General features: G+C 60.4%; 24 protein-coding genes. All 24 read left to right on the top strand.

Annotated elements, in window-relative coordinates:
- The first annotated feature begins 58 nt into the window (after window positions 1–58).
- The 24 genes from rpsJ (at window position 59) to rpsK (ending at window position 11988) form a co-directional block, all read left to right on the top strand.
- A complete protein-coding gene (rpsJ, locus tag ACREP4_RS04785) occupies window positions 59–370 on the top strand; it encodes a 30S ribosomal protein S10 (RefSeq protein WP_010341589.1) in 312 nt (103 codons plus the stop codon).
- 11 nt (window positions 371–381) lie between these two features.
- A complete protein-coding gene (gene rplC, locus ACREP4_RS04790; RefSeq protein ID WP_232150682.1) occupies window positions 382–1032 on the top strand; it encodes a 50S ribosomal protein L3 in 651 nt (216 codons plus the stop codon).
- 12 nt (window positions 1033–1044) lie between these two features.
- A complete protein-coding gene (rplD, locus tag ACREP4_RS04795) occupies window positions 1045–1650 on the top strand; it encodes a 50S ribosomal protein L4 (protein WP_431595052.1) in 606 nt (201 codons plus the stop codon).
- Complete coding sequence (gene rplW / locus ACREP4_RS04800) at window positions 1647–1946, top strand: 50S ribosomal protein L23 (protein WP_057633095.1); 300 nt, start codon at window positions 1647–1649, stop codon at window positions 1944–1946. The genes rplD and rplW overlap by 4 nt, the downstream gene beginning before the upstream one ends.
- A 10-nt stretch (window positions 1947–1956) precedes the next feature.
- The gene (gene rplB / locus ACREP4_RS04805) at window positions 1957–2784 is read left to right on the top strand and encodes a 50S ribosomal protein L2 (protein WP_057633096.1); all 828 of its coding nucleotides are present in this window, start codon (window positions 1957–1959) and stop codon (window positions 2782–2784) included.
- Between the two features lie 6 nt (window positions 2785–2790).
- A complete protein-coding gene (rpsS, locus tag ACREP4_RS04810; protein WP_431595053.1) occupies window positions 2791–3060 on the top strand; it encodes a 30S ribosomal protein S19 in 270 nt (89 codons plus the stop codon).
- A gap of 12 nt (window positions 3061–3072) precedes the next feature.
- Window positions 3073–3408 carry a 50S ribosomal protein L22 gene (gene rplV / locus ACREP4_RS04815; RefSeq protein ID WP_269790261.1) on the top strand — a complete coding sequence of 112 codons (336 nt, stop codon included), beginning with the start codon at window positions 3073–3075 and terminating at the stop codon, window positions 3406–3408.
- Between the two features lie 17 nt (window positions 3409–3425).
- Entirely contained in the window at window positions 3426–4160 is a 735-nt protein-coding gene (gene rpsC, locus ACREP4_RS04820; RefSeq protein ID WP_054657200.1) for a 30S ribosomal protein S3, read from the top strand.
- Window positions 4161–4165: 5 nt separating this feature from the next.
- Window positions 4166–4579: a 50S ribosomal protein L16 gene (gene rplP, locus ACREP4_RS04825; protein WP_057629593.1), complete on the top strand. Its 414-nt coding sequence runs from the start codon at window positions 4166–4168 to the stop codon at window positions 4577–4579.
- Window positions 4579–4764, top strand: a complete 186-nt coding sequence (rpmC, locus tag ACREP4_RS04830) for a 50S ribosomal protein L29 (protein ID WP_057629594.1) — start codon at window positions 4579–4581, stop codon at window positions 4762–4764. Before rplP ends, rpmC begins: the two co-directional genes overlap by 1 nt.
- A gap of 11 nt (window positions 4765–4775) precedes the next feature.
- Window positions 4776–5045 carry a 30S ribosomal protein S17 gene (gene rpsQ, locus ACREP4_RS04835; protein WP_057633100.1) on the top strand — a complete coding sequence of 90 codons (270 nt, stop codon included), beginning with the start codon at window positions 4776–4778 and terminating at the stop codon, window positions 5043–5045.
- Between the two features lie 13 nt (window positions 5046–5058).
- Entirely contained in the window at window positions 5059–5427 is a 369-nt protein-coding gene (gene rplN, locus ACREP4_RS04840; RefSeq protein WP_019186153.1) for a 50S ribosomal protein L14, read from the top strand.
- A 16-nt stretch (window positions 5428–5443) separates the two neighbouring features.
- The gene (rplX, locus tag ACREP4_RS04845) at window positions 5444–5761 is read left to right on the top strand and encodes a 50S ribosomal protein L24 (RefSeq protein WP_057633101.1); all 318 of its coding nucleotides are present in this window, start codon (window positions 5444–5446) and stop codon (window positions 5759–5761) included.
- Window positions 5762–5772: 11 nt separating this feature from the next.
- Entirely contained in the window at window positions 5773–6315 is a 543-nt protein-coding gene (gene rplE / locus ACREP4_RS04850) for a 50S ribosomal protein L5 (protein WP_057633102.1), read from the top strand.
- Window positions 6316–6333: 18 nt separating this feature from the next.
- Window positions 6334–6639: a 30S ribosomal protein S14 gene (gene rpsN / locus ACREP4_RS04855; protein WP_431595054.1), complete on the top strand. Its 306-nt coding sequence runs from the start codon at window positions 6334–6336 to the stop codon at window positions 6637–6639.
- A 215-nt stretch (window positions 6640–6854) separates the two neighbouring features.
- Complete coding sequence (gene rpsH / locus ACREP4_RS04860; protein ID WP_431595055.1) at window positions 6855–7253, top strand: 30S ribosomal protein S8; 399 nt, start codon at window positions 6855–6857, stop codon at window positions 7251–7253.
- Between the two features lie 15 nt (window positions 7254–7268).
- On the top strand, window positions 7269–7796 hold the full coding sequence (gene rplF / locus ACREP4_RS04865) for a 50S ribosomal protein L6 (RefSeq protein ID WP_431595056.1): 528 nt from the start codon (window positions 7269–7271) through the stop codon (window positions 7794–7796).
- 33 nt (window positions 7797–7829) lie between these two features.
- Window positions 7830–8183 carry a 50S ribosomal protein L18 gene (gene rplR / locus ACREP4_RS04870; protein WP_431595057.1) on the top strand — a complete coding sequence of 118 codons (354 nt, stop codon included), beginning with the start codon at window positions 7830–7832 and terminating at the stop codon, window positions 8181–8183.
- A 156-nt stretch (window positions 8184–8339) separates the two neighbouring features.
- On the top strand, window positions 8340–8882 hold the full coding sequence (gene rpsE / locus ACREP4_RS04875) for a 30S ribosomal protein S5 (RefSeq protein WP_057633107.1): 543 nt from the start codon (window positions 8340–8342) through the stop codon (window positions 8880–8882).
- Window positions 8875–9063 (top strand): 50S ribosomal protein L30, encoded by a 189-nt coding sequence (gene rpmD / locus ACREP4_RS04880; protein WP_431595058.1) that lies wholly within the window; start codon window positions 8875–8877, stop codon window positions 9061–9063. The genes rpsE and rpmD overlap by 8 nt, the downstream gene beginning before the upstream one ends.
- 6 nt (window positions 9064–9069) lie before the next feature.
- Complete coding sequence (gene rplO, locus ACREP4_RS04885; RefSeq protein ID WP_431595059.1) at window positions 9070–9513, top strand: 50S ribosomal protein L15; 444 nt, start codon at window positions 9070–9072, stop codon at window positions 9511–9513.
- Window positions 9514–9520: 7 nt separating this feature from the next.
- Window positions 9521–10876, top strand: a complete 1356-nt coding sequence (secY, locus tag ACREP4_RS04890) for a preprotein translocase subunit SecY (RefSeq protein ID WP_269790271.1) — start codon at window positions 9521–9523, stop codon at window positions 10874–10876.
- Between the two features lie 350 nt (window positions 10877–11226).
- Window positions 11227–11583 (top strand): 30S ribosomal protein S13, encoded by a 357-nt coding sequence (gene rpsM / locus ACREP4_RS04895; protein ID WP_057633111.1) that lies wholly within the window; start codon window positions 11227–11229, stop codon window positions 11581–11583.
- A gap of 12 nt (window positions 11584–11595) precedes the next feature.
- Window positions 11596–11988, top strand: a complete 393-nt coding sequence (gene rpsK / locus ACREP4_RS04900; RefSeq protein WP_057629606.1) for a 30S ribosomal protein S11 — start codon at window positions 11596–11598, stop codon at window positions 11986–11988.
- The last annotated feature ends 5 nt before the right edge of the window (window positions 11989–11993 follow it).

Raw genomic sequence — 11993 nt, forward strand, 5'->3', positions numbered from 1 at the left:
GGGCTTGGCACACACAGGGGCCAAGCCTGTCGCTCTTTAGACCTATAGGAACACCGTCATGGCGGACCAAAAGATCCGGATTCGGTTGAAGGCGTTCGATCATCGTTTGATCGACCGTTCGGCCAGCGAGATCGTTGAAACGGCTAAGCGGACCGGCGCGCAAGTGCGTGGCCCGATCCCGTTGCCAACCAAGATCGAGCGTTACACCATTCTCGTTTCCCCGCACGTCGACAAGGACGCGCGTGACCAGTACGAGACCCGCACGCATAAGCGCGTGCTCGATATCGTCGACCCCAACGACAAGACCGTGGACGCGCTGATGAAGCTCGAACTGGCTGCCGGCGTCGACGTTCAGATCAAGCTGACTTAAGGACTACGACCATGACGAAGAAATATTCGTTGGGCTTCGTGGGCCGCAAGGCTGGCATGAGCCGCGTTTTCACTGAAGATGGCCGCTCCATCCCGGTGACCCTGATTGAAGCAACCCCGAACCGCATCGCGCAGATCAAGACCGTTGAAGTTGACGGCTACAGCGCAGTGCAGGTGACCGTCGGCGCCCGTCGCGCTGCGCTGGTCAACAAGCCGGAAGCCGGCCACTTCGCCAAGGCGAAGGTGGAAGCGGGCCGTGGCTTGTGGGAATTCCGCGTTGAAGACGCCCAGATCGGCGATTTCGCCGTTGGCGGCGAAATCAAGGCAGACATCTTTGAAGTCGGCCAGACGGTAGACGTCCAGGGCGTCACCAAGGGTAAGGGCTTCCAGGGCACCATCAAGCGCCACAACTTCCGTATGGGCGATGCAACCCACGGTAACTCGCTGTCGCATCGCGCGCCGGGTTCACTGGGCCAGCGCCAGACCCCGGGTCGCGTTTTCCCGGGTAAGAAGATGTCCGGCCACATGGGTGCTGTGCAGCAAAGCACGCAGAACCTGGAAGTGGTCAAAGTCGACGTCGAGCGTGGTCTGATTGCCATTCGCGGTGCCGTGCCTGGCGCAGCTGGTGGTGACGTGATCGTGCGTCCGGCTAGCAAGGCATAAGGAGAGATGACGATGGAACTCGTTATCACGGGTAGCAACAACAAGGTCTCGGTCTCCGAAGCCGTGTTCGGCCGCGATTTCAGCGAAGATCTGGTTCACCAGGTCGTCGTTGCCTATCGCAACGCCGCTCGCGCCGGCACCAAGGCACAGAAGACACGTTCTGAAGTGGCTGGTACCACCAAGAAGTCGAAGAAGCAGAAGGGTGGTGGCGCTCGTCACGGTGCCCTGACCGCTCCGATCTTCGTCGGCGGTGGTGTCACCTTCGCGGCCAAGCCGCGTAGCTTCGATCAGAAGGTCAACCGCAAGCAGTATCGCGCCGCCATGTGCGCCATCCTGTCCGAACTGAACCGCCAGGGTCGCCTGACCATCGTTGAGTCGTTTGATGTCGAAGCGACCAGCACCAAGGCGCTGATCGGCAAGCTGGCTGGCCTGGAAGTGGGCAAGCGTCCGCTGATCGTCACCGAAGAAGCTTCCGAGCACCTGTACCTGTCGGCCCGCAATCTGCCTTATGTGCAGGTGCGTGACGTGCAGGGCCTGGATCCGGTATCGCTGGTCGGTGCCGACACGGTCGTCATCACCGCTGATGCGGTCAAGAAGGTCGAGGAGTGGCTGGCATGAGCAGCAACGAAAAAATCTTCAGCGTGCTGCGCGCTCCGCGAGTCTCTGAAAAGACCGCGCGCCTGCAGGAAATCTCCAACCAATACGTCTTCGAAGTTTCGAACGAAGCCACCAAAGCCGATGTAAAGGCCGCGGTTGAGCAGCTGTTCGACGTCAAGGTCGAGTCGGTCAACGTGCTGAACGTCAAGGGCAAGAACAAGTCCTTCCGTAACCGCACCGGCCGTCGCGGCGATTGGCGCAAGGCGTATGTGCGTCTCGCCGATGGCCAGTCCATCGATGTAACGGCCAAGGCCTGAGGTACATCCCATGCCATTGATGAAATTCAAACCCACTTCCCCCGGCCGTCGTTCGGCCGTGCGCGTGGTCACCCCTGATCTGCACAAAGGCGCGCCGCATGCTGCGTTGCTGGAGCCGCAGAGCAAGTCCGGTGGTCGTAACCACCACGGTCGCATTACCACCCGTCACGTGGGTGGTGGTCACAAGCAGCACTACCGCTTGATCGACTTCAAGCGCAACAAGGAAGGTATTCCGGCGCGCGTGGAACGTATTGAATACGATCCGAACCGCACCGCTCATATCGCCCTGCTGTGCTACGTCGACGGCGAGCGCCGCTACATCATCGCCCCGAAGGGCCTGAAGGCGGGTGACCAGGTCATCTCCGGTGCGCACGCACCGATCAAGACCGGCAACACCCTCCCGCTGCGCAACATCCCGGTCGGTACCACCGTCCACGGGATCGAGCTGAAGCCGGGCAAGGGCGCTCAGATTGCTCGTGCTGCTGGTGCAGCCGTGCAGCTGGTTGCTCGTGAAGGTATCTACGCCACCCTGCGTCTGCGCTCGGGTGAAATGCGTAAGGTGCCGGTCGAATGCCGCGCCACCATTGGTGAAGTCGGCAACGACGAGCACAACCTCGAGAAGCTCGGCAAGGCCGGTGCCAAGCGCTGGCGCGGCGTCAAGCCGACCGTCCGCGGTGCGGCAATGAACCCGGTTGACCATCCGCACGGCGGTGGTGAGGCCAAGGCCGGCCAGGGTAATCCGCATCCGGTCACCCCGTGGGGTGTTCCGACCAAGGGTTACAAGACGCGCCATAACAAGCGCACTCAGCAGTTCATCGTCCGCGATCGTAGGGGCTAATCGACCATGGCACGTTCACTCAAGAAGGGCCCGTTCGTCGATCACCACCTCGTCAAGAAGGTGGAGGCCGCTGCGGGTAGTAAAAGGCCGGTTAAGACCTGGTCGCGTCGTTCGATGATCCTGCCAGAAATGGTTGGCGTCACCATTGCCGTGCACAACGGCAAGAACCACATTCCGGTTCTCGTCAACGAGAACATGGTCGGTCACAAGCTCGGCGAATTTGCCGTCACCCGGACCTTCAAGGGTCACGGTGGCGACAAGAAGTCGGGCAAGTAAGGAGAGATGACAATGGAAGCGAAAGCAATCCTGCGCTCCGCGCGCATCTCTGCGCAGAAAGCTCGCCTGGTCGCTGACCAGGTGCGCGGCCTGCCGGCCGAGCGTGCGGTCAACCTGTTGAAGTTTTCGGACAAGAAAGCTGCACTCCTGATCAAGAAGGTCGTGGAGTCGGCAATCGCAAACGCCGAAAACAATCAGGGCGCTGACGTCGACGAGCTGAAGGTCAAGACCATCATGGTTGATGAAGGTCCGACCCTGAAGCGTTTCATGGCGCGGGCGAAAGGCCGCGGTACCCGCATTCTCAAGCGCACCAGCCACATCACTGTGGTTGTGGCCGCCGGCAAGTAAGCGGAAAGGAAAACACCATGGGTCATAAAGTTCATCCGATTGGTATCCGCCTCGGTATTTCCAAGGATTGGAACTCCAAGTGGTACGCCAACAAGGCCGAGTTTGCTGGTTATCTGGCAGCCGACCTGAAAGTTCGCGAAATGCTGCGCAAGAAGCTTGCACAGGCCGGCATCAGCAAGATCCTGATCGAGCGTCCGGCTAAGACCGCACGCGTGACGATCCACACCGCCCGTCCGGGCGTGGTGATCGGCAAGCGTGGTGAGGACATCGAGAAGCTGCGTAAGGAAGTGAGCGAAATGATGGGCGTCCCGGCGCACATCAACGTCACTGAAGTGCGCAAGCCGGAGCTGGACGCACAGCTGGTTGCCGAGTCCATCGCGCAGCAGCTGGAGCGTCGCATCATGTTCCGCCGTGCAATGAAGCGCTCGGTCGGCAACGCGATGCGTCTGGGTGCCCTGGGCATCAAGGTCAACGTGGGTGGCCGCTTGAATGGTGCAGAAATTGCCCGTTCGGAGTGGTACCGCGAAGGCCGTGTGCCGTTGCACACCCTGCGCGCCGACATCGACTACGGTTTCGCTGAAGCCAGCACCACCTACGGCATCATCGGCATCAAGGTTTGGATCTACAAGGGCGAAGTCTTTGATTTCTCCCAGGTTGGCCAGGAAAAGCAGGACGACAGCCCGCGCAACGATCGTAACGATCGCGGCGACCGTGGCGACCGTCCGTCGCGTCCGGCTCGTGAAGCGAGGTAACGGCAATGTTGCAACCCAAGCGAACCAAATACCGCAAGATGTTCAAGGGTCGTAACGACGGCCTGAGCTGGAGCGCAAACGCTGTCAGCTTTGGTGAGTACGGCCTGAAGGCAACCGCTCACGGCCAGCTGACCGCGCGTCAGATCGAAGCGGCTCGCCGCTCGATCAGCCGCTACGTCAAGCGCGGCGGCAAGATGTGGATCCGCGTGTTCCCCGACAAGCCCATCACCAAGAAGCCCATCGAAGTTCGAATGGGTGCTGGTAAGGGCGGCGTGGAGTACTGGGTCGCACAGATCCAGCCGGGCCGCATGATTTATGAAGTCGAGGGCGTTACCGAGGAAGTGGCACGCGAGGCGTTCCGCCTGGCCGCTGCCAAGCTCTCGGTGACCACCACTTTCGTAACCCGGACGGTGCGCTGATGGACATCAAACAACTCCGCGAGAAGTCGGCTGACGATCTCAAGGCCCACTTGACCGACCTGCGTAAGGAGCAGTTCTCGCTCCGTATGCAGCAGGTCACCGGCCAGCTGCCGAAGACCCACGAAACCCGCCGGGTGCGCCGCGAGATTGCTCGCGTCAAGCACCTGATCGGCAGCACGAAGTAAGGATGGCTGCTATGAGCGAAAATACTGAAGTGAAAGCGCTGCGCACGGTCGAAGGCCGTGTCGTCAGCAACAAGATGGACAAGACGGTCACCGTGTTGGTGGAGCGCCAGGTCAAGCACCCGTTGTACGGTAAGTACATCAAGCGCTCGTCCAAGCTGCACGCACACGACGCCGACAACACCTGCAAGGAAGGTGATGTCGTGCGTGTGACTGAGATTGCTCCGATGTCCAAGACCAAGAACTGGCGCGTGGTGGAAGTCATCACGCGTGCGGCTGAATAAGGAGATCTGACTCATGATCCAGATGCAGAGCTACCTCGATGCAGCCGATAATTCCGGTGCGAAGGAACTGATGTGCATCAAGGTGCTGGGTGGTTCCAAGCGCCGTTATGCCCACATCGGCGACATCATCAAGGTCACCGTCAAGGATGCAATTCCGCGCGGCAAGGTCAAGAAGGGTGAAGTGTATGACGCCGTCGTGGTGCGTACCCGTAAGGGTGTGCGTCGCGCCGATGGCTCGCTGATCCGTTTCGACGGCAACGCCGCGGTCCTGCTCAACAACAAGCAAGAGCCGATCGGCACCCGCATCTTTGGGCCGGTGACCCGTGAACTTCGTTCTGAGAAGTTCATGAAGATCGTCTCGCTCGCTCCCGAAGTTCTGTGAGCGCCAGGAGATAATCATGGCTAACCGTATCAAGAAGGGCGACCAAGTAGTCGTCAACGCCGGCAAGGACAAGGGCAAGCAGGGCGAAATCGTCCGCGTCGACGGCGACCGTGTGGTCGTCGCCAACGTGAACATCGTCAAGCGCCACACCAAGCCGAACCCGCAGGCAGGTGTTGCCGGCGGCGTGGTCGAGCGCGAAGCTTCGATCCATATCTCCAACGTGGCAGTCCTGAACCCGGCAACGGGCAAGGGTGAGCGCGTTGGCTTCAAGGTGCTGGAGGATGGACGCAAACTGCGTGTGTTCCGCTCCAGCGGTGAGGCGCTTGACGCCTGAGGAATGAATTGATGAATTCCCGTCTCGAAAAGTTCTACAAGGACGAAGTGGTGCCGGCGCTGACCAAGCAGTTCGGCTACACCAATCCGATGCAAGTGCCGCGTCTGGTCAAGGTCACCTTGAACATGGGCGTTGGTGAAGCTGCGACCAACAAGAAGGTGCTTGAAAACGCCGTCGCCGACATGACCAAGATCACCGGCCAGAAGCCGGTGGTCACCAAGTCGCGCGTCTCGGTGGCTTCGTTCAAGATCCGTGATGGTTGGCCGATCGGCTGCAAGGTCACGCTGCGTCGTGACACCATGTTTGAGTTCCTGGATCGCCTGATCAACATCTCGCTGCCGCGCGTGCGTGACTTCCGCGGCGTGTCGGGTCGTTCGTTCGACGGTCGTGGCAACTTCAACATGGGTGTGAAGGAACAGATCATCTTCCCGGAAATCGATTTCGACGCCGTCGATGCGATTCGCGGTATGGATATCGCCATCACCACCACCGCCAAGACCGACGCGGAAGCGAAGGCGCTGCTCGCAGCGTTCAAGTTCCCGTTCCGCAACTGATACGTCGAGGAAACCGAAATGGCAAAGACCTCAATGGTCAACCGCGACATCAAGCGGAAGAAGCTGGCTGAAAAGTACGCTGACAAGCGTGCGGCTCTGAAGAAGATCGTGTCCTCCGTGGACGCGAGCTACGAAGAGAAGGCCGACGCCGTAATCAAGTTGTCCAAGCTGCCGCGCGATTCGTCGCCGTGCCGCCACCGCAACCGTTGCGAACTGTCGGGCCGTCCGCGTGGCGTTTACAGCAAGTTCGGCCTCGGCCGTAACAAGCTGCGCGAAGCCACTATGCGTGGTGACGTTCCGGGCCTGCGCAAGGCCAGCTGGTAATCCCAGCTCCCAGCCGGGTCGAAAGGCCCGGCCGGGACACCTGAAGGGCAACCTGAAGGTGAATTTCAAAGAGTCCGACGCAAGTCGGACTCTTTGTCGTATAATTCCGCTCCTTGCCTGCCTGAAACTGGGCGGTGGAGTAGGGGGCCTGGCCCATCCCAGGACAACACAAGATTTTCGCGAAAGCGGATATCGGTGCACTCAAAGGTATTTTCATGAGCATGACTGATCCCATCGCCGACCTGCTGGTACGCATCAAGAATGCGGCCGCGGTTGGTAAGCAGACGGTGAAAGCCCCGTCGTCCAAGATCAAGGTGGCAATCGCCGAGGTTCTGAAGGCGGAAGGCTACATTGCTGATCTGCGCGTTACCGAACTCGAAAACAACAAGGCCGAACTCGAAATCGTCCTGAAGTATTTCGAAGGCAAGCCGGTCATCGCGACCCTGAAGCGCTTCTCGCGTTCGGGCCTGCGTCAGTACCGTGGCAAGTCTGAACTGCCGAAGGTCCTCAACGGCCTGGGCATCGCCATCATTTCCACCTCCAAGGGCATCATGACCGATGCGCAGGCGCGCCAGTTGGGCGTCGGCGGCGAAGTCCTGTGCTTTGTGGCTTAAGGGAAGGAGTCCACTATGTCCCGTGTAGCCAAGAAGCCGATCAACTTGCCCAAGGGCGTTGAACTGACCATCCAGCCGGAATCCGTGAGCGTGAAGGGCCCGAAGGGCTCCCTGTCGCTGAACAAGGCCGCTGGCGTTGAAATCACTCTCGACAACGGCGTTGCCACGCTGAACCCGAAGGATATTTCCTTCGATGCGCTGACTGGCACCGTGCGTTCGATCCTGGCCAACATGGTGCAGGGCGTGTCCGAAGGCTTCGAGAAGAAGCTGGAGCTGGTGGGCGTGGGTTACCGCGCTGCCATGCAGGGCAAGGACCTGAACCTGTCGCTGGGCTTCTCGCATCCTGTTGTGTTCGTGGCGCCGGAAGGCATCACGCTGTCGACCCCGACGCAGACGGAAATCGTCGTGCAGGGTTCGGACAAGCAGGTCGTGGGTGAAGTCGCTGCCAAAATCCGCGGTTTCCGTCCGCCGGAGCCCTATAAGGGCAAGGGTGTGAAGTACGCCGGTGAAGTCATCATTCGCAAGGAAGCCAAGAAGGCCTAATTCTTAGGTTTTCAGCTTTCGAGGATAAAGAACATGAACAAGAATATTGCCCGTCTGCGTCGCGCCAAGTCGACCCGTTCGCACATCCGTACCCTGGGTGTCGCACGTTTGTCGGTCCTGCGTACCGGACAGCACCTGTATGCACAGGTCTTCACCGCCGACGGTTCCAAGGTGCTGGCTGCTGCCAACACCGGGCAGGCCGAAGTCATGGAAGGCCTGAAGAACGGCAAGAACTGCGACGCCGCCGCCAAGGTTGGCAAGCTGATCGCCGAGCGCGCCAAGGCTGCGGGCATCGAGAAGGTCGCTTTCGACCGCTCGGGCTACCGCTACCACGGTCGCATCAAGGCGCTGGCTGATGCCGCCCGTGAGGGTGGTCTGCAGTTCTAAGTAATTAAAGGGAAGGGGCCTTGCGCCCCTTCCTGCCTGCCGGCACGGGTGTGCCGGGCGGCCACGGTTCTTATGCAGCCGTCGCTGATTCAACGCGTCACTTCACAACCATAAGCGGCCCCGAGCCGTACATACCCAATCAATCAAGGAATCAACATGGCAGAAGAACGTCAGTCGCGAGGTCGCGATCGCGACCGTAACCGCGAAGAGAAAGTCGACGACGGCATGATCGAGAAGCTGGTCGCGGTCAACCGCGTCAGCAAGACCGTCAAGGGCGGTCGCCAGTTCACCTTCACCGCACTGACCGTGGTCGGCGATGGCGAAGGCAAGGTCGGTTTTGGTTATGGCAAGGCGCGCGAAGTGCCGGTCGCCATCCAGAAGTCGATGGAGCAGGCTCGCAAGAACCAGATCAGCGTTGACCTGAACAACGGCACGTTGTGGCACACCGTCAAGGACGGTCACGGCGCTGCTCGCGTGTTCATGCAGCCGGCTTCGGAAGGTACTGGCGTCATCGCCGGTGGTGCCATGCGCGCCGTGCTGGAAGCTGTTGGCGTGAAGAACGTGCTGGCCAAGGCTGTGGGTTCGCGTAACCCGATCAACCTGGTCCGTGCAACCCTGAAGGGTCTGGCTGGCGTGCAGTCGCCGGCTCGCATTGCTGCCAAGCGCGGCAAGAAGGTCGAGGATCTCAACCATGGCTGAGCAGATCAATACCGTTAAGGTGCGCCTGGTGCGCGGCCTGCGTGGCACCCAGTCGCGTCACCGCCTGTCGGTGCGTGCCCTGGGCCTGAGCAAAATCAACGATGTGCGTGAACTGAAGGACAGCCCGCAGGTTCGCGGCCTGATCAACAAGGTTCACTACCTCGTCAAGGTTGAGGAGTAATCGATCATGACCATGCGTCTTAATGAACTGAGCCCGGCACCGGGCGCACGTACCGAGCGCACCCGCGTCGGTCGTGGCATTGGCTCCGGCCTGGGCAAGACCTGCGGCCGCGGCCACAAGGGTTCGTTCGCTCGTAAGGGTGGCGGCAAGATCAAGGCTGGCTTCGAAGGCGGCCAGACCCCGATGCAGCGTCGTCTGCCGAAGATCGGCTTCTTCTCGCACAAGGCCAAGGACACTGCAGAAGTGCTGTCCTACCACCTTGATCGCCTGGAAGCTGGTGAGATCGACTTTGCAGCACTGCTTGCTGCCAAGCTGGTCCCGAGCACTGCCAAGAAGGCCAAGGTCGTCCTGAAGGGCGAGCTGAGCAAGGCGTTTACCCTGAAGGGTATTGCGGCAACTGCCGGCGCCAAGGCTGCGATCGAAGCTGCCGGCGGCAGCGTACAGGAGTAAGCGGAACATGGCGCAAGCTGGCATCGGTAACCTCGCGGGCGGGATGGGCAAGTTCACAGAACTTCGCCAGCGTCTTCTGTTCGTACTCGGGGCATTGCTCGTCTATCGCATCGGCTGTTATGTGCCGGTGCCGGGCGTCAATCCCGATGCCATGCTTGCGCTGATGCAGGCGCAGGGCGGCGGAATCGTGGACATGTTCAACATGTTCTCGGGCGGCGCCCTGCACCGTTTCAGCATCTTCGCGTTGAACGTGATGCCGTACATTTCGGCGTCCATCGTGATGCAGCTGGCAGTCCACATCTTCCCCACGCTTAAAGCGATGCAGAAGGAAGGTGAGTCGGGTCGTCGCAAGATCACTCAATATTCGCGCATTGGCGCGGTGCTCCTGGCAGTAGTGCAGGGCGGCAGTATCGCGCTCGCACTGCAGAACCAGGTGTCGCCGGGCGGCGCAGCCGTGGTCTATAACCCCGGCATGGCGTTCGTGTTCACCGCCGTGGTCGCTTTGACCGCTGGCACCATCTTCCTGATGTGGGTGGGTGAGCAGGTCACCGAGCGTGGCATCGGCAACGGTGTTTCGCTGATCATTTTCGCCGGCATTGTTGCTGGCCTGCCGTCGGCGGTGATTCACACCGTTGAGGCGTACCGTGACGGCAACATGAGCTTCATTTCGTTGCTGATCATCGTGCTGGTGGTGTTGGCTTTCACCTACTTCGTGGTGTTTGTCGAGCGCGGTCAGCGTCGTATCACGGTCAATTACGCCCGCCGTCAGGGTGGTCGTAATGCCTACATGAACCAGACCTCGTTCCTGCCGCTGAAGCTGAACATGGCGGGCGTGATCCCGGCCATCTTCGCCTCCAGCATCCTGGCTTTCCCGGCCACTCTGGCGATGTGGTCCGGCCAGGCCAGCTCGGCGACCTGGTTGCAGAAGGTTGCCAACGCGCTGGGTCCGGGCGAGCCGCTGCACATGATCGTGTTCGCTGCGTTGATCTCCGGTTTCGCGTTCTTCTACACCGCGCTGGTGTTCAACTCGCAGGAAACCGCTGACAACCTGAAGAAGTCGGGCGCGCTGATTCCGGGCATCCGTCCGGGCAAGGCCACCGCCGAGTACGTCGATGCTGTGTTGACCCGCCTGACTGCCGCCGGTTCGCTGTACCTGGTCATTGTCTGTCTGCTGCCGGAAATCATGCGCACCCAGCTCAATGCCTCGTTCTACTTCGGTGGTACCTCGCTGTTGATCGTGGTGGTGGTGGTGATGGACTTCATTGCGCAGATCCAGGCGCACCTGATGTCGCACCAGTACGAGAGCCTGCTCAAGAAGGCCAACCTGAAGGGCGGCAACCGCGGCGGTTTTGCACGCGGCTGATTCACCCGCTATACTTGGGCGCTTAATTGCGCGAATGACCGTCCCGGCACCCGGGACCGGTCTTCAAATCAGAAGGGCGGCCCCTGCAGCGGTTTCGGGTGGGGGTGTGATGTGGTTGTTCCGCGCGGGAGTAGCGCGGGCGGCTTGAAGGGCAACCTTCCTGCCAGGCACATCCGGCGCCGGAGCATGGGCACACTCCCCACGCCGGGTCCAAGGAACCTTGTGTTCCCCGGACTTCAAAGCAAACCGAGACCTTGTTAGTTCGCTAGTTCACATTTTTGATCCATCCTGCCGGATTGGCGCGCCTATAAGGTGCGTATTCGGCCATCACTCAGCTGGAGAACCGCGTCATGGCGCGTATTGCAGGCGTCAACCTGCCAGCCCAGAAGCACGTCTGGGTCGGGTTGCAAAGCATTTACGGCATCGGCCGTACCCGTTCGAAGAAGGTCTGCGAAGTCGCAGGCGTTGCTTCGACCACCAAGATCCGCGATTTGTCGGAGCCGGAAATCGAACGCCTGCGTTTGGAAGTCGGCAAGTACATCGTCGAAGGCGATCTGCGTCGTGAAATCGGCATCGCAATCAAGCGTCTGATGGACCTGGGTTGCTACCGCGGCCTGCGTCACCGTCGTGGCTTGCCGCTGCGTGGCCAGCGTACCCGTACCAACGCCCGCACCCGTAAGGGTCCGCGCAAGGCGATCAGGAAGTAAGGGACCTAAGAAATGGCTAAGCCCGCAGCAGCAAAAACCAAGAAGAAGATCAAGCGCGTCATCACTGATGGCGTTGCCCACGTCCACGCTTCGTTCAACAACACCATCGTGACCATCACCGACCGTCAGGGCAATGCATTGTCCTGGGCGACCTCCGGTGGCGCAGGTTTCCGTGGCTCGCGTAAGTCGACTCCGTTCGCCGCTCAGGTTGCCGCCGAAAAGGCTGGCAAGGCTGCGCTGGATTACGGACTGAAGTCGCTGGAAGTCCGCATCAAGGGTCCGGGTCCGGGCCGTGAGTCGGCCGTACGTTCGTTGAACAACGTCGGCTACAAGATCACCAACATCATCGACGTGACGCCAATCCCGCACAACGGGTGCCGTCCGCCGAAGAAGCGTCGCGTCTAAAGGAG

The sequence above is a fragment of the Stenotrophomonas sp. genome, assembly GCF_050737575.1.
Lineage (GTDB): Bacteria > Pseudomonadota > Gammaproteobacteria > Xanthomonadales > Xanthomonadaceae > Stenotrophomonas.

Bases quoted from the DNA above. Each gene is read 5' to 3' on its own strand.
- rpsJ (WP_010341589.1), top strand. From the start codon at position 59: ATGGCGGACCAAAAGATCCGGATTCGGTTGAAGGCGTTCGATCATCGT.
- secY (WP_269790271.1), top strand. From the start codon at position 9,521: ATGGCGCAAGCTGGCATCGGTAACCTCGCGGGCGGGATGGGCAAGTTC.
- rplF (WP_431595056.1), top strand. From the start codon at position 7,269: ATGTCCCGTGTAGCCAAGAAGCCGATCAACTTGCCCAAGGGCGTTGAA.
- rplE (WP_057633102.1), top strand. From the start codon at position 5,773: ATGAATTCCCGTCTCGAAAAGTTCTACAAGGACGAAGTGGTGCCGGCG.
- rpsQ (WP_057633100.1), top strand. From the start codon at position 4,776: ATGAGCGAAAATACTGAAGTGAAAGCGCTGCGCACGGTCGAAGGCCGT.
- rplV (WP_269790261.1), top strand. From the start codon at position 3,073: ATGGAAGCGAAAGCAATCCTGCGCTCCGCGCGCATCTCTGCGCAGAAA.
- rplO (WP_431595059.1), top strand. From the start codon at position 9,070: ATGACCATGCGTCTTAATGAACTGAGCCCGGCACCGGGCGCACGTACC.
- rpsE (WP_057633107.1), top strand. From the start codon at position 8,340: ATGGCAGAAGAACGTCAGTCGCGAGGTCGCGATCGCGACCGTAACCGC.
- rplX (WP_057633101.1), top strand. From the start codon at position 5,444: ATGGCTAACCGTATCAAGAAGGGCGACCAAGTAGTCGTCAACGCCGGC.
- rplR (WP_431595057.1), top strand. From the start codon at position 7,830: ATGAACAAGAATATTGCCCGTCTGCGTCGCGCCAAGTCGACCCGTTCG.
- rplP (WP_057629593.1), top strand. From the start codon at position 4,166: ATGTTGCAACCCAAGCGAACCAAATACCGCAAGATGTTCAAGGGTCGT.
- rplN (WP_019186153.1), top strand. From the start codon at position 5,059: ATGATCCAGATGCAGAGCTACCTCGATGCAGCCGATAATTCCGGTGCG.
- rplB (WP_057633096.1), top strand. From the start codon at position 1,957: ATGCCATTGATGAAATTCAAACCCACTTCCCCCGGCCGTCGTTCGGCC.
- rpmC (WP_057629594.1), top strand. From the start codon at position 4,579: ATGGACATCAAACAACTCCGCGAGAAGTCGGCTGACGATCTCAAGGCC.
- rplC (WP_232150682.1), top strand. From the start codon at position 382: ATGACGAAGAAATATTCGTTGGGCTTCGTGGGCCGCAAGGCTGGCATG.
- rpmD (WP_431595058.1), top strand. From the start codon at position 8,875: ATGGCTGAGCAGATCAATACCGTTAAGGTGCGCCTGGTGCGCGGCCTG.
- rplD (WP_431595052.1), top strand. From the start codon at position 1,045: ATGGAACTCGTTATCACGGGTAGCAACAACAAGGTCTCGGTCTCCGAA.
- rpsC (WP_054657200.1), top strand. From the start codon at position 3,426: ATGGGTCATAAAGTTCATCCGATTGGTATCCGCCTCGGTATTTCCAAG.
- rpsK (WP_057629606.1), top strand. From the start codon at position 11,596: ATGGCTAAGCCCGCAGCAGCAAAAACCAAGAAGAAGATCAAGCGCGTC.
- rplW (WP_057633095.1), top strand. From the start codon at position 1,647: ATGAGCAGCAACGAAAAAATCTTCAGCGTGCTGCGCGCTCCGCGAGTC.
- rpsS (WP_431595053.1), top strand. From the start codon at position 2,791: ATGGCACGTTCACTCAAGAAGGGCCCGTTCGTCGATCACCACCTCGTC.
- rpsM (WP_057633111.1), top strand. From the start codon at position 11,227: ATGGCGCGTATTGCAGGCGTCAACCTGCCAGCCCAGAAGCACGTCTGG.
- rpsN (WP_431595054.1), top strand. From the start codon at position 6,334: ATGGCAAAGACCTCAATGGTCAACCGCGACATCAAGCGGAAGAAGCTG.
- rpsH (WP_431595055.1), top strand. From the start codon at position 6,855: ATGAGCATGACTGATCCCATCGCCGACCTGCTGGTACGCATCAAGAAT.